The organism is Bifidobacterium hapali (assembly GCF_002259755.1).
Taxonomy (GTDB): Bacteria; Actinomycetota; Actinomycetes; order Actinomycetales; family Bifidobacteriaceae; genus Bifidobacterium; species Bifidobacterium hapali.
Map to the genome: position 1 here is coordinate 41091 of NZ_MWWY01000013.1, position 15044 is coordinate 56134.

General features: G+C 59.5%; 15 protein-coding genes. 14 read left to right on the plus strand and 1 reads right to left on the minus strand.

Annotated elements, in window-relative coordinates:
• Window positions 1–14: 14 nt before the first annotated feature.
• The 9 genes from BHAP_RS02965 to BHAP_RS03000 all read left to right on the plus strand — a co-directional run bounded on the left by BHAP_RS02965 (window position 15) and on the right by BHAP_RS03000 (window position 7612).
• On the plus strand, window positions 15–722 hold the full coding sequence (locus BHAP_RS02965) for a response regulator transcription factor (protein ID WP_055427648.1): 708 nt from the start codon (window positions 15–17) through the stop codon (window positions 720–722).
• A gap of 243 nt (window positions 723–965) precedes the next feature.
• Window positions 966–1649 carry an ATP-binding cassette domain-containing protein gene (locus BHAP_RS02970; RefSeq protein WP_055427647.1) on the plus strand — a complete coding sequence of 228 codons (684 nt, stop codon included), beginning with the start codon at window positions 966–968 and terminating at the stop codon, window positions 1647–1649.
• Window positions 1650–1821: 172 nt separating this feature from the next.
• Window positions 1822–1950: a lasso RiPP family leader peptide-containing protein gene (locus BHAP_RS11435; protein WP_014484606.1), complete on the plus strand. Its 129-nt coding sequence runs from the start codon at window positions 1822–1824 to the stop codon at window positions 1948–1950.
• Between the two features lie 593 nt (window positions 1951–2543).
• Window positions 2544–3593: an asparagine synthase-related protein gene (locus BHAP_RS02975; RefSeq protein ID WP_244569277.1), complete on the plus strand. Its 1050-nt coding sequence runs from the start codon at window positions 2544–2546 to the stop codon at window positions 3591–3593.
• On the plus strand, window positions 3580–3852 hold the full coding sequence (locus BHAP_RS02980) for a PqqD family protein (protein ID WP_055427646.1): 273 nt from the start codon (window positions 3580–3582) through the stop codon (window positions 3850–3852). The genes BHAP_RS02975 and BHAP_RS02980 overlap by 14 nt, the downstream gene beginning before the upstream one ends.
• Complete coding sequence (locus tag BHAP_RS12075; protein ID WP_082440438.1) at window positions 3849–4274, plus strand: lasso peptide biosynthesis B2 protein; 426 nt, start codon at window positions 3849–3851, stop codon at window positions 4272–4274. Before BHAP_RS02980 ends, BHAP_RS12075 begins: the two co-directional genes overlap by 4 nt.
• A 215-nt stretch (window positions 4275–4489) precedes the next feature.
• Window positions 4490–4807, plus strand: a complete 318-nt coding sequence (locus BHAP_RS02990) for a lactococcin 972 family bacteriocin (RefSeq protein WP_082440437.1) — start codon at window positions 4490–4492, stop codon at window positions 4805–4807.
• 15 nt (window positions 4808–4822) lie between these two features.
• The gene (locus tag BHAP_RS02995; RefSeq protein ID WP_143248718.1) at window positions 4823–6934 is read left to right on the plus strand and encodes a hypothetical protein; all 2112 of its coding nucleotides are present in this window, start codon (window positions 4823–4825) and stop codon (window positions 6932–6934) included.
• A gap of 3 nt (window positions 6935–6937) precedes the next feature.
• Window positions 6938–7612 carry an ATP-binding cassette domain-containing protein gene (locus tag BHAP_RS03000; RefSeq protein ID WP_201780449.1) on the plus strand — a complete coding sequence of 225 codons (675 nt, stop codon included), beginning with the start codon at window positions 6938–6940 and terminating at the stop codon, window positions 7610–7612.
• A gap of 93 nt (window positions 7613–7705) precedes the next feature.
• Here BHAP_RS03000 and BHAP_RS03005 read toward each other — a convergent pair whose 3' ends face one another.
• A complete protein-coding gene (locus BHAP_RS03005; RefSeq protein ID WP_055427644.1) occupies window positions 7706–9031 on the minus strand; it encodes an ABC transporter substrate-binding protein in 1326 nt (441 codons plus the stop codon).
• Between the two features lie 233 nt (window positions 9032–9264).
• Between BHAP_RS03005 and BHAP_RS03010 the strand changes: the two genes are divergently transcribed.
• The 5 genes from BHAP_RS03010 (at window position 9265) to BHAP_RS03035 (ending at window position 14969) form a co-directional block, all read left to right on the plus strand.
• On the plus strand, window positions 9265–10380 hold the full coding sequence (locus BHAP_RS03010; protein WP_094729296.1) for an ROK family protein: 1116 nt from the start codon (window positions 9265–9267) through the stop codon (window positions 10378–10380).
• 131 nt (window positions 10381–10511) lie between these two features.
• Window positions 10512–11441, plus strand: a complete 930-nt coding sequence (locus BHAP_RS03015; RefSeq protein WP_094667170.1) for an ROK family protein — start codon at window positions 10512–10514, stop codon at window positions 11439–11441.
• Between the two features lie 396 nt (window positions 11442–11837).
• On the plus strand, window positions 11838–13148 hold the full coding sequence (locus tag BHAP_RS03025; RefSeq protein ID WP_206603768.1) for a sugar ABC transporter substrate-binding protein: 1311 nt from the start codon (window positions 11838–11840) through the stop codon (window positions 13146–13148).
• 10 nt (window positions 13149–13158) lie between these two features.
• Entirely contained in the window at window positions 13159–14094 is a 936-nt protein-coding gene (locus BHAP_RS03030) for a carbohydrate ABC transporter permease (RefSeq protein WP_169713154.1), read from the plus strand.
• 8 nt (window positions 14095–14102) lie between these two features.
• On the plus strand, window positions 14103–14969 hold the full coding sequence (locus BHAP_RS03035; protein WP_094667200.1) for a carbohydrate ABC transporter permease: 867 nt from the start codon (window positions 14103–14105) through the stop codon (window positions 14967–14969).
• The last annotated feature ends 75 nt before the right edge of the window (window positions 14970–15044 follow it).

Here is a 15044-nt window from a genome sequence, read left to right on the forward strand (position 1 = left end):
GAAACGGAAGAACCATGAAGGATGCAAGAGACGACATCATCAAGGTCATGCTGGTCGATGACATGCGAGGGGCGCGCACCGGCTTCATGATGATGCTGAACAACGATCCGAACATCATCGTCAGCTCCCAGGCCGTGGACGGCGCCCAAGCAATCGAGTTCCTACGGCAATCACCGCAGCAACTGCCTGACGTGATTCTGATGGACGTGCGCATGCCCGTCATGGACGGCATAGAGGCGACGGGCATCATCAAGGAGCAATTCCCCCAAATCCAGATACTGATCCTGACCACATACGATGAGGACGATTACGCCTTCGACGGATTGGCGCGAGGGGCATCCGGATTCCTGCTCAAGGATGCGACCCCCAAACAGCTACGTGACGCCGTACACGCCGTGCATAACGGAGATGCGGTATTGACACCGAGAATCACCGGTGAAGTACTCAATCGCGGGGTTCGGCCCATATCGGACAACACCCGCATCAAGCTGCTACGAAGCCTATTCGACGGACTTTCCAAGCGGGAACATGAAGTCGCGGAACTCGTGGCGGCAGGCTTGTCCAATCAGGAAATCGCGGAGCGCCTATTCATCGAAACGACATCGGTACGACGCACGGTAAGCCGCATATTGGCCAGAATGCACATGCGGGACCGAGTCCAAATCGCCATAGCTTGGTATCAATCGGGGCTGGACCAAATAACAGGCAGCAAACCAGCATAAAAATCACGATATTCATCTCAACGATTGTGGTGTTTGTCATCTTCAGATGACAAACACCACAATCCTTTTATTGGAGAATAGAGCAAACTGGTTAACTGTCTATGTCCGTCGCTCAAGCGAACGGAACAAACCTAGCATATATCACGTCACTTTTGCCATCCCCTAAGATAGGGCAGTATCCAAAAACCGTTAGGGGGGGGACTTCGATTATTGCGGCTCGGGTCAATCGAAGAAAGGAAAACGATGTGCCAGCTGCCCGATTCGGCTTCACCCATCATTGCGTTTGAGAACGTCTCATTCAATCATGCCGGTCGCGAATTGCATGGGATCACATTTGCCGCCTATGCAGGTCGAGTCACCGTTCTGATGGGGCCACATGACGCCGGCAAAACAACTGTTCTCCGGATGCTGTTGGGACTGGATATCCCGGATTCCGGATGCATATACACCTGTGGCAAACCCTGTGGCACATCCCGTATACCCAAAAACGTTGTGAATGCAATGCCCGAAGCCATTTCACTATCCCCGTATTACTCGGTCGGAACCTATCTTCGTTGGAAGGCGTTCTGGGCCGGAACGTCTGATTCGCTTCTTGACGGGATTATTCACATGACCGAACTGCAGAATCTTCTCACCGTCAAGCTCCACGATCTCGCTCCAATCGATGTCCTCAAAATGCGATTCGCCATAGCTCTGCTTCCCAATCCCAAAGCCCTGATCGTAGATGAACCGCTCCAGGCACTCGATCAATCGGGCACGAATTGGATCTGCGAGCAGATACGGAAGCAGACAAATCGTGGCGTTGCGGTGCTCATCGCATCCGAACCGGACGGCAAGCTGAAGCCGATTACCGATGATGTTGTGGTACTGGATAAAGGCACCGTGGTAAAAGAGGGTTCCCGCGGCCAACTCTGGAAGGAAGACTGAAAAACGCCAGCAGATCGTCCGATTCCCCATAGATCCATGTGTTTGGTGTTTGTCATCCGAAGATGACAAACACCAAACACATTCTTGGATGTACTATCCAAATCATGTTAACTGGAATGGCATGCACCGACATGCAATCCGGTTCCATATCCAGAACACGAGGAGAACGAAGATGAAGGATTATGTGCCTCCTGCCGTTGAGGTCATCGCATCATTCAAGGAAGCAACCAATGGCGTATGGTTCGGCAACTATGTCGATGTTGGCGGCGCCAAGGCCCCGTTCCCTTGGGGATCGAACTGACCGAAACCCTGCATATATTGATGATCCCTAGCTGTATCAGGATAGGGAAACGTGATGCCGTTTACGTATAAGAACCCAAACCGTACCGTGATTGTCCGCGGCGGGAAGCCAACGGACTGTTCGAAGCTTCCCGCCTCCATCAGCATCAATGACGAGGGAACATGCGTCCAAGTTCCTCTGCTGAGTGGCGATCGCATGTTCTGGATCGTCTCCGAAGATGAAGTGCTCCTGTCGGACAGCGCCTCCCGACTTGCAAGCATCACGAACGCCGATCTTGACCTAGAACGCATTGTCATGGATCTGCTGCCTTCGCTCCCTGACAGCCTACGAGGGGACAAATCCCCATGGAGGAACGTACATTCCATACCTGTCGCAACCATACTGCACCTCGACAAATCCAATAGGCCGCGATATACGAGAGCGGAACCTTCACCCATAAAACATGTTTCAAACGGCGCAATTCTGGCATCGCTAAGGAGCAGTTTCCTGACGATCGCGGATGAGTGGCGCAATGAGGCACTACTATCCGCCGATGTGTCCGGAGGAGTGGATTCCGCCGCCATCACATACATCTTCGCCAGCGAGGGGTTCGTATGCCCCTGTATCATGAAACACCCGACGATCCAATGAATCAGGATTCCCAATGGGCCGAGCGAATCTCCGAGGACGTTCGGATGCCACTCATCAAAGTCGGCCGAGTCGTGGATGGAAACAGATCATTCGAACCCGCAGCCGAATACCCCAACAACGAGATACCTGAAGAACCGATCTACTGGAGCGATATCGAAGGCTATCTCAGCCGAATCTCCGAAATGGAGGCAGGCACAAGCCGTATCCATGTCACAGGTTTCGGAGGAGACGAGCTGTTCGCATCTATGCCATCCTCATCTTGGAGCTGCCTGCGGGAACACCCACTGCGACTACGAGACATCCGAAGACAATACAGCGCCGATTACCGAATCCCACCCCATCAGGCAATTCTCGATCTGACCGATAACACCGATCTGTATGAGGAATTACGGTCATCGTTCCTGGACGCGGAACAAGGTCATAACCATCGCTCCTCGCCTTGTGGATGGCACGATGTCATACTCATTCCCGAATTCCTGACCACAAAAGCCAGGGATATCCTATATAGCGCTATTGAATCACAATTCAAACACGCCGACATTCGGCCATTGAGCCCCGACCGAAGCCGTCATCAGGCGCTCTATTCTCTGTCAATGCAGGCACGAATGCTCAATCAGGTTAATCGGACGTTCGCCTCTGACGACATAACGTTCCGCTCCCCCTACCTGGACCATGGGATCGCGGACTATGCGCTATGCGCCCCAATCAGTGCACGCACCGAAGGAAATCTACACAAAGCCGTATTGTACCGGGCACTCAAAGGCATAGTCCCCGAAACGATATTCCGGCGTCCCGTCAAAGGCGATCACTCATATTCACTGTATCTGGCCTGGCAACGCTCGAAGGACTCGCTGCTCAACTCAATCACCGGTGGAGAGCTGGACGAAGAAGGATTGATCGATATGCCAGCCATACGGCGTCGAGCTTCCATGCCGATGCCTGACATCACGTTTCTGTTCGAAATGCAACGAGTCGCGGCAGTGGAAAGGTGGCTAAGACATGCAAACCGATGACACGATGGCGAACACCAGCCTGAAGGACCAGATATCTCTGTATCCCAAAGAGGGAGGGGCAATCGTATTCGTCAACGACACCGGCGAATACCTGCAGATCAACGAAATAGGCCGAATCATCCTCGACGGTCTGATGCACGGCAAAACCGTCGAGGATTGCACGAATGAAATCGCCGAAGAATATCGGGCTGACAGACAAATCATCGTCCGGGATACGGAACGATTTCTCGCCGATATGGGGAAGCACGTGCGTTTATGAGCATCCCTCTACAGCCGGAAGCAATCACACGAGTCAACTTTCACGACCGCCTGGTGGCGCTGATTGCCATCATTATCGGAAGACAGATGGAACGACAACGAATCGGAGAGTTTTGCCGTCAGCTTGAAACGTGGTCCGAACGGTATCCGCCAGCCGATGCCGACATGGCGAAGCGTTACCGCAACGCCGTATGTGCGGTAAGCCGCAGATGCCGCAGCCAGCAGGGTTGTCTGCTTCGGTCTCTCTCCACAGCGGCGGCATGCCGCATATCTCACCGATCCGTCACATGGTGCACCGGATTCACCGATCGTCCCTTTCGCGCACACGCCTGGGTCGAAGTCAACGGCACACCCATCGGCGAACCTGATGCCATCGGACAATACATCATCACCAGATCTAGCTCTGCACGAAAGAATCAATGACGCAACAACTAGGACACCGACCCTCGCATAAAGAATTTCCATGCACAAGATGAAGTTGTGGCTGCCATTTGTCATCTCAAGATAGCGAGATTGGGGGCTTCATGTCATCTCCAGATGTCAACGAGCTTGCTCGTCATTGCCCGTCGCATTCTCGCTTAGGACAATAGTTCTTACGGAGTCGAAAAGAATTCGGCCTACTATAGAAAGGGTCAAAGATGACCGATAAACATCGACGTGTCAAAGCAATGGCTGCTATCGTTCTAGCGGCAGGACTATCTCTGGGAGCCACCGGGACAGCAATGGCGGCTGTCGTACCTGCCGGTGGTGGAACTTGGAACTACGGAATCATGGATTTCGGTGAAGGCTATAACTGGTCAAACTATCGTCATCCATCTGCTCTTCACGGTTCCAGTGTAACCGGTGATGTCGGACTTGTCCGGTCAGAATGCGCAGTGAAGAAGCAGTGGTCTACCGCGACTGCTTATGACAGCAATCCCCTTCGAATCGATCAGGCATATTGGAGATATTGCTAATCGAGAATTGATTAGGTGATGCCGCAAAACGGCATCACCTTTAATGAGTTTGAGGAGGGTGCCATGCGCAGCGGGTCCATTCGTCTGGCGGTGTGGATTGCGGCGTTTGCCGCAATGTTGGGTTCGTTTCTGCTGTTGAACGCGCTGGATCTGTCGGGGCCTCTTATGGTACGGGCCACTGTGCAGGTATCGGGGCCGTCACCGCAGGTCAGGAGCGAGGCGACGGTCGGTGTGATATCCGAGGTGGCGCTGGCGGACAGGGTCAATATCGTCAAAAGCGTCGCCGATGTGCGGGATCCCGGTGGTGCTAGACACTTGTATGTCGCGGTCGGCAATCCTGCCGGTGACGCCGCTTCGTGGATCGGGCACGGGTATCCGTCGTTCAACGTCTCGATGCGGACTGTAGTCGGCCGGATGGATGAGTTGGCCACTTCCGATCCGCGGGGAACGTATTACGTGTTCGACGGGCCCGCCGCTTCGGCCGTCGACCTGCAGCAGAAACTGCAGTCCCAGGGGTACCGGGTCCTTGTCAAGACGAGTTTCGTCGGTTCGTATGCGCAATGGGTCATGTCGAGGCCCGTCGGGGTGGGACTGGTCGTCGTGCTGCTGTTGTGTGCGACGTTGGCGGGCGGTTTCTCCCTGATGAACGCGAAGGGATACGCGGTGCAGCGGCTTCAAGGTTCAGGCCCGTTGATGATGGTGGCCCGGGATGTCAAGGCCAATGCGGTTTCCTGCATGTTGGGGGCATGCGTTATCAGCATTGTGGCTTGCTCTCTGGTGGCAGCGCACAACCATGGGGCCCAGTGGGGCCTGTTCGGCATGCTCTCGGCCGCGATCTTCCTAACCATATGCGTGGGTCTGGCAATCGCCTATGGAGTGGGATTCATAATCGCGGCCGCGCAGCCCCTGTTGTCCGCGGTCAAGGGGCGGCTACCCCGCAGACTGCCTTCCATCGCGGTGTACTGCGTGCGCATTCCGGCGATATTCATCACCATATGGTCGGTGACGTTGTTGTTCACCGCCGTGGGGAATATGCGCAACCAGTGGCAGGCCCAGGAGGCGTGGCGGGGCGCCGGCGATGTGGCGCAGGTGCATCTCAATCCGAACATGTCGACGGACGAGCAGGACGCGTACAGTCGCAGGACCGGCGAATGGCTGGAACACGCCGAAGACGAGGGGCGGATGATTCTGGCCCATGAGGACGACCTGCGGTTCATGGCGCCCACTGAGGGCGACGGGGAGACAGCGTCCAGCACGGTGCTGCTGGTCAATGGCAACTATCTGCGACACCAGACGGTCAGGGATGACAAGGGGCGTCGCCTGACATCCGGCTCCAAGGCGGTGAAGGTGGTGATCCCGTATGATGCGGACGCGGCGGCCGTGAAAGCGTACGAGAAAGCGATCGACAGCTGGGCGCGATCCCATGCGTCGGCCTACGGCGTTCCGGTTCCCGAGATCGACTATGTGCGCGGCGAGCGGGGCCAGCGGCTATTCGGCTACGGGTCAGCCCTGCCCGACACGCCCACCTTGTTCGATGACGCGCTGATTGTTGTGGTCGACAACGGCAGCGGACTGTTGTCCTTCGACGATTACGCGGCGTATGCCAGCCAGGGCGATGCACTGCTGGATGACGCGCAGTACGCGATCACGTCCTCAAGGCAGGCGGGTCTGGAGGACTTCATCCTTGCCGTAAGCGATGCCGGGCAGAATGCCGCGACGCATTACGCGCAGCTCAGATCGGATCTGGTCGTCCACGGGTACAACGTCATGATGTCGGCCGTCGTCCTCATCGCCTCGGCCGTGGCCATCGCCCGAATCAGGGTCCGCGAGCGAGCCCAGACCATCTTCGCCCGGTACATCCACGGATGGTCCTTCGCGAGAACCCATCTGAGCCTAGTCATCGTCGAATCGATACTGGCGATCATTCCGTCCATATGGTTCGTGTCGCAGGCCGTTCTGGCCGCGCGCCGGTCCACCGTCTCGTACGCTCAGAACAATCCGCTGCTGCTCGACGGGTATCAGCCGCTCATCGCCGTCCTGATCGCCATGACAAGTCTCGCGGTCTGCCTGCTGTCCACCGCCGCATACGTGCGCGGCAACGTCCGAAACCATGCTAGGGAGGAGTAAACGATGACCACCGCATTATCCGGCCACATGCCCGATCGCACGCCGGTGAGCACACGGCTTGACGTCCGGGGCCTGTCCAAATCCTTCGGCGATCACCTGCTGTGGAAGGACCTCGGATTCTCGGCCCATTCGGGACAGATGATCGCTCTCACCGGACCATCCGGATCCGGCAAGAGCACACTGCTGAACTGCATCGGCCTCTTGGAGAAGCCGGACGGCGGCGCGATAGAAGTGAACGGGAGAGACATCACCCGATACCACGCGCACGGCGCGCGAATGTTCCGCAAACACACCCTGGGCTATCTGTTCCAGGACTACGCGCTCATCGACAACGCCACCATCGAGGAAAACCTGAACGTCGCCCTGCCACACCTCCCGTCACGGGTAAGGAAGACCACCATCTCCCACGCCCTGCAACGGGTCGGTCTGGCCGACCGCCAAAGGGAGCTGGTCTACCAGCTCTCCGGCGGTGAACAACAACGCGTCGCACTGGCGCGCCTCATCGTCAAACAACCTGAAGTCATTCTCGCCGACGAACCTACCGGTGCTCTCGACCACGACAACGCCGACATGGTCATCCACACCCTGCGCGACATGGCCGGCAACGGCGGCATCGTCATCATCGCCACCCACTCCGACCACGTAGTCGAATCATGCGACTGGAGCATCCAACTTTAGTATTCCTCCCGTTATAATAACGGGAGGAATACTAAACGAACAAGATAAGTCATAGCCAGCGCTATAGCTATCTCCTGAAATCAGGGAATCAAATCAATGGATGATGAAACCTTGATCTTCGGCGTAGAGTTTCAGCGCCTTTTGCCACTTGTCAGCGGCAGCCTTGAAAGTCTCCTTGCCGGAGAAGAATGATCCCATATTGTCGTTGTAGATGGAGCGGGCATAGGGTTCGAAGGGCAGGAACTCCCATTTGCCGGTGACGTCCTTGGCGGCCTGGGAGAAGACCTCGTTGTATTTCTGGCCGCCGAAGAACTCGTTGTCGCTGCCGTCGGCGTTTCTGAGCGTGGTCTTGGCGAGGAAGTCCTTCTGGTTGAGGGTCTTGGTGGTGGCGGGGAAGCTGCCGTTGGATACGCGGGCGTCGATGCCTTCGTCGTTGGTGGTGACGTATTCGACGAACTTTTTGGCGGCGTCGAGTTTGCCGTCGGGGATCTTCTTGGTGATGGCCAGTCCGCTGCCGCCGTATTCGCCGTTGATGGGCGTGCCGTCGATGGTGGGCAGGAGGGCTACGCGGAATTTGCCGGTGGCTTGGGGCACGCCCTGCAGGAGGTTGTTGGCCATCCATGCGCCGCTGATGAGGCTGGCGATGGAGCTGTCGCCCAGTGACTTCATCCAGTCGTCGGTCCAGGTCTTCGTGTGGACGTCGATCAGGTCCTCGTCACGCATCTTCTGCCAGAGGTCCATGAACCGCTGGGCGCCCTTGTCCTTGGTGATATTGATGGTCAGTTTTTCGTCGTTGAGTTTGTAGGCGTGGCCGCCCATGGCCCACATCATCGCGTTGAACAGGCCCGCGTCGCCGGAGTCGGAGGTGATGTAGGAGCCGGTGGCGCGGATCTTCTTCGCGTCCTCGTAGAACTCGTCCCAGGTGGTCGGCGGTTCGCTGATGCCGGCCTTGTCGAACACGTCCTTGTCGTAGAAGTAGGCCATCGGGCCCGAGTCGGCGGGCATCGCGTACAGGCCGCCGTTGATGTTCACGGAGCTCCAGGTGCCGGGGGTGAACGTGTCCTTGAGCTTGACGGTGTCGTAGATCTTGCTCAGGTCCATGAGCGTGCCGGAGTGCACGAACTGCGGGATGGCGAGGTATTCGATCAGGGTGACGTCGGGCAGGCCGTTGCCGGCCTGGGCCGCGTTGTTGAGCGCGGTGTAGGTCTCCTCGGTGCTGCCGACGTTGCTCACCTTCACCGTGATGTCGGGGTTGGCCTTCATGAAGTTTTTGGCGGCGCGATCGATGCTGGCGTCCCATGACCATACCGTCAGTTCGGTCTTGCCCGAGCTTGTGGTCGTGTTGCCGCATCCCGCGAGCGGGATGAGCAGGGCTCCGATGGCGGCCGTGGCTATGGCTGCGCGTGTGGTGTTGTTCATGTTGGTCTTCTTTCCGTGCTTGACCGTCTTTGGCCGTATGTCGCAACTATTTTGTTTGGATGTCGAACATGATTATGTACAGAGATGGGAAACTTGTCAAAGTGCCGGGGTTTTCATATTGTCAGTCCCCTGATGGGTGTTATTCTGAAAGCCGTTCGAGGATGACGCCGGGATGTCCGTCCCGATAATGTGATTCCGCATTTCCGCAATCGTCTCACCCGAGGAGGGCTCCCATGTACGCTAAATCCAATCCCAGCGACGCAAGGGCCAACAACCGTAGACTGTTGTTCCGGCTGCTGTTCCCCGACCGGCAACTGTCGCGCGCCGACCTATGCAAGGAGACGGGGCTCTCGCGCGCCACCGCCACGGATGTGACCGGCGAGATGATCGACGACGGCCTGCTACGTGAACTGGGGTCGGGGAAACGGGATGGCCGCGGCAAGCCGGGCACCTTGCTGGCCATCGATACGGACGTGCTTCGTCTGGTGTGCATCGATCTGTCGCGCCCGTATGTGATGACCGGCGCCGTGATGGATCTGCGGGCCAGAATCGTGGAGCGTCGCGAACGTGTGCTTGATGATGGCGATCGGGTCGATCTCGACGACGTGCTTTCGCTTGTCGGTCAGATGATCCGGCTTGCCGGTTCGGGGCTTGTCGGCATCGGCGTCGCAGTCCCCGGCGTGGTCTCCGGTGCGGGGAGGGTGATATCCAGTTCCAATCTCGGCTGGGACGACGTGGAGCTTCGCGACATGCTCGAAGGCGAGTTCTCGTTGCCGGTCCGAGTGGACAACGACGCGAACGCCGCACTGCTCGCCGACCGCTTCCTCGGGCACGGCAATCCCAACTGCCTGCTCGTGCAGATCACCCGGGGCATCGGTGCGTCGGTGCTGCTGAACGACGAGTTCGTGGATGGCGACGACCATGCGGCCGGTGAGATCGGCCATGTTGTGATCGACCCGAATGGTCCGGCATGCACCTGCGGCAAGCGCGGCTGCCTGGAGACCTACGTCTCCGCCATCGCGTTGCGCGACCGCATTCGCCAGGACCCGAATCGGCGCGCGGACATCCTGGCCGAAGCTGGTGCGAGGCTCGGCGGAGCTCTGGCCATGCCGGCGAGCCTGTTGAATCTTCATGACATCGCCGTCTACGGACCTCCCGACATCGTCGGCGAGACGCTGCTCAATGCATGCGACGAGACCGTCAACTCCTTGTCGCGGAACGACTACCAGAGCAGTATGCGGGTGCGTCGGTGTGAGCTCGGTGACGACGCCACTCTGCGGGGGCAGGCGGTCTCCGTGCTGCGCGAGATCGTGGGCAGGCGCGGGCTGTCCGCGGCGGCCTCGTCCTGACGCCACGTGCGTCCCGCCGCCAAGCGCGCGTGGCGTGGTGTATCATCGCTTCCCGAATCCAATATGTAAGGATTCCGAACATAATGGCGGGCGGACGAAACAGGAGTCCGCCCTCGGGAACGGAGATCGTCATGACGATGAATGCCAGTGGTACGCCGGAAACAGAGAACCTGCGCGTCGGCGTGGATGTCGGCGGAACGAAGATCGAGGCGGTGCTGACCGATGCGGCCGGCACGGTTCTCGCATCCGCGCGCAAGGCAGCCCGGAAAGGCGGTGACGAGGTCGTGGAGGATGCGGTAGCCATCGTGCGGCAGGTGGCCGGAATGCGGTTCGATGAGGTGAGATCGGTGGGCATCGGCATCCCCGGGCTGGTGCACCGCGACACCGGGCGCGTGGAGAACGTGGTCAATCTCGGAATTGAGAACCTGGAGCTGGGAGGTCGCGCATCCGGCATGCTCGGCCTTCCCGTGTGGGTGGACAACGATGTGAACGCCGCGGCGCTGGGAGCCTATGGAACGCTACCCGACCGGCTCAAGCACGGCAGGATGGCGTTCGTCAACCTAGGGACGGGGCTGGCGGCCGGCTTCGTTCGCGCCGGTCTCGTCGAACGCGGCGACACCGGCGCCCTCGGGGAGATCGGCCACCTGCCGGTGGACCCCAACCGCATGGCGTGCAAATGCGGTCAGCGCGGATGCCTGGAGACCGCATGCTCGGGAGGGGGCCTGCGGCGCATGTGGCCCGTCGCGGATCCTCCGCTGCCCGACATCCTCGCGAGGGCCGACGGCGGCGATGGCGAAGCGGAACGGGTTCTTGGCATCGCGCTGCATGCCCTCGCCGACGTCGTGCAGATCGTCGCCCAGGCCGCGGATCCTTCGGTCATCGTCATCGGAGGCGGTGTTTCCCGCGCCGGGTCCCCGTTGCTTGATGCGCTGCGCGGGGAACTGCGCAACAGGGAGGCCTCCAGCGGATTCATCGCGGGTCTGCGGCTGACGGAACGCCTGCGGCTCGCCGATGCGTCGATTCCGATCGGCGCGCTCGGAGCGTCCCTCATCGCCTGCTGACCAGACCCCGGTGCCGACGGACCATCGGCGCGCCGAAACCAGATTCCCCAATCTCCAACAGACGGGGTGCACCACATCCATTATTTTGTTCGACTGACTTGCAAAAAAGGTTAAGGCGTCATATCCTTGGCTCTCAAGGAGGTTGAAACCAACTACAGGAATTACGCAAGGCTTGCTAACAAAATATCCGGTCTTGCTGCGGCGCGATGCCCAGAAGTGGTGTGGTGTCATGTTCCTCGGTATCGCTACGGACGTCGGCAACGGCGTCCGTAGCGGCATCGCCCGCGCACGGCAGCGCGGGCGGATACGGACCCGGGACCGTCGTGCGCAGCGGCACGTCGCGCCATTCCTCCGAACGACGGCGTCGGGCAGGCATTCCAGGAAAAGGAAACCATCATGAGAACGAAGAGGATTTCAGCGGCCATCGCCTTGGCGGCCGCGTCGGCGCTCACCCTGTCGGGATGCTCGATGGGAGCCCCGTCCGGCGGCTCACAGCAGGATGCATCCGCAGGCGGCAAGCTGACGGTGTGGATCATGCAGGGCGACCAGAGCGAGGACACCATCAAGGCGATCAACGAGCGGTTCACCAAGGAGACGGGCGTCAAGGTCGATGTGCAGACCCAGGTGTGGGCCGACATCAACACGAAGGTGACGACCGCGCTGTCCACGGACACGCCGCCGGACGTGATCGATCTGGGCAACACGCAGGTCGCAGGGTTCGCCGTGAGCGGCGGCCTTCTGGATCTGACGGACAAGGCCGACGACATGAGGCAGGGGCACACCTGGCTGTCCGGCCTTGAGGAGCCCGCCACCATCGACGGCAGACTGTACGGCATCCCCGCGCTGGGAGCCGCCGGCGCCGTGATCTACAACAAGAAGATGTGGTCCGCGGCCGGAATCGACAATCCTCCGAGCACGTACGAGGAGCTTGAGACCGATCTCCAGAAGCTCCGGGACGCGAACACCGACAAGGACTTCTCCCCGTTCTATATGCCGGGGCGTGACTGGAAGTCGGCGGCACGGTGGATCTGGGATGCCGGCGGCGACTTCGCCGAACAGCAGTCGGACGGAACCTGGAAGAGCACCCTGTCGAGCGACAAGTCACTCAAGGGCATCGACCAATGGCTGGAATTCCAGCACAAGTGGTCCTCCGAGGCATCCCGCTCGCTGGACACCGGCAACCCCGACTTCAGCCAGCTGCTGGCCGAAGGCAAGACCAGTGCGATCCTGAACAACAGCGCCGGCATCCGCACCATCCAGCAGTACAACCCCGACCTCACGACCGACGATCTGGGATCGTTCCCCATGCCCGGCGCCAGCGGCAAGCTCCAGCCGGCGATGATGGCCGGTTCGGTGTGGGGCGTTGCGCAGAAGAGCAAGCGTCAGGAGCTGGCGCTCAAGTGGATCAAGATCGCCGCGAGCCCCGAGATCCAGAAGGACTACGTGTTCGCCAAGGACGGATGGATGCCCAACTACGTCGAAGGCCTCGACGAGGTCATGAAGTCCGCGGACTTCCCGTCCTACCTGACCGGCTTCTTCGAATCGGCGAAGGACACCAAAGCCACACCGGCGTCCCCGCAATGGCTGACCATCGAGAACGACAGCTCCCTGAACTGCTTCGGCGACATCGCCACCGGAGCGACCACGGCCAAGGCCGCCGCCAAGTCGTTCGACGAGCATGCGGACTCCCTGTACGCGAAGAAGTAGGGGAAGCGTGATGAGCAATGCGCAATCGACGGCTGCCGCCGTCCCCGTAGTGAAACGGCGTCGCAATCTGACGCCCCTGTGGCTGCTGACTCCCGCCGGCGTGATCATCGTCGCGCTGGTCGTGGTGCCGTTGGTCTTCCTGGTCTTCACGTCGTTCACGGACTTCAACCAGAAGACCCTGTTCACAGGCTCGTTCAACATCGTCGGGTTCGACCAGTACGAGAACGTGCTGGCCGACCCGGAGTTCTACAAGTCGCTGGCCCGCACGTTCGGGTTCGCGGCCGCCCTCGTGGCCGGCAGCGTGCTGATCGGCATGGGCGTGGCCCAGCTGATGACCAAACTGGGGCCGGTGATGCGCTGGCTGGTCACATTCGTGCTGATCTTCGCATGGGCCATGCCGAACGTCGCCTCGTCGGTGGTGTGGAAGTGGCTGTTCCAGCCGGGGTACGGCGTGATCAACTGGCTGCTGACCCAGACCCGCCTGTTCGGCGACGTGACGAACCTGTCGTGGACCGACAACACGTGGCTCGCGTTCCTGGAGATCTGGCTGCTGGTCGTCTGGCAGGCCGTCCCGTACATCGCGATCAACCTGTACGCGGCGACCACGCAGGTGGACAAGTCCTGCCTTGAGGCGGCCCAATTGGACGGCTGCTCGAAGCTGCGCTGCTACTGGCAGATCACCGTGCCGCTGATCAAACCGAGCCTGATGGTCATCACGATGCTGTCGGTGATCTGGGACTTCAACGTGTTCAACCAGATCTGGCTCGTCTCCCAGGGAGGACCCCGCGAGACGACCGCGACGATCGGCATCTTCACCTACAAGAAAGCGTTCGTGTCCTTCGACATCGGCACCGGCGCCGCCGCGAGCGTGCTGGTCACGCTCATCCTGCTCGCCCTGACGAGCGTGTACATCCGATACCTGCTCAAATCCGGGGAGGACCTGTGACCATGAATATGGCAACCGCAAACCACGGCATCGCGCCGCGCGCCAAGCGCAGCGCATCGGCCGAGCTGCGCCGCATCGGCACGATCGTATTGGCCGTCGCGTTCTGCATCGTGTGGATCTTCCCGGTCTACTGGATGTTCGTCACGTCGATCAAGCCGCGCAACCAGATCATGACCGCAACGCCCGTGTTCTGGCCCACGAAACTGTCGATCGACAACTTCATGGTGGCCGTCACCCAGACCTCGTTTCTGACGAACCTGAAGAACAGCGTGATCGTGACCGCCGTGTCGATCGTCCTGTCGATCGTCCTCGCGTTCTTCGCGTGCGCGGCCCTGACCCTCTACCGGTTCCGCGGCCGCAAGGCGATCATGGTGTTCGTGCTGGCCATCCAGATGACCTCGGGCGGCATCATCCCGCAGTTCATCATCTTCAACCAGTTCGGCCTGCTCAACAAGTACAGCGGCCTGATCCTCGCGTACATCGCCATGGTCCTGCCGTTCGCGATCTGGAACATGCGCGGCTTCTTCCTGAACATCCCGAAGGACATCTTCGAGTCCGCGGCCGTCGAGGGAGCCAACGACTGGCAGATCCTGTGGAAGATCACCTTCCCCCTGGCCGCGCCCGGCATCGTGTCCACGTCCGTGTTCGCGTTCATCAACGCCTGGAACGACTACATGACCGCCTACACGTTCATGAAGGACCAGTCCAAGTACACGCTGCCCGTATGGCTCTCCTCGTTCTCCACGCCCACCATGGGCACCGACTTCGGCGGACAGATGGCCGCATCCGTCATCTTCTCCCTGCCCGTCGTGATCTTCTTCATGATCATTCAACGCAACATCATGAAGGGCGTCACCACTGGAGCCGTCAAATAACACAAACGGAGCGATGAACAATGCGTGCGGCGCCGGGACCATTTCCGCGAGTGGTTCCGGCGCCGCGCGTCATCT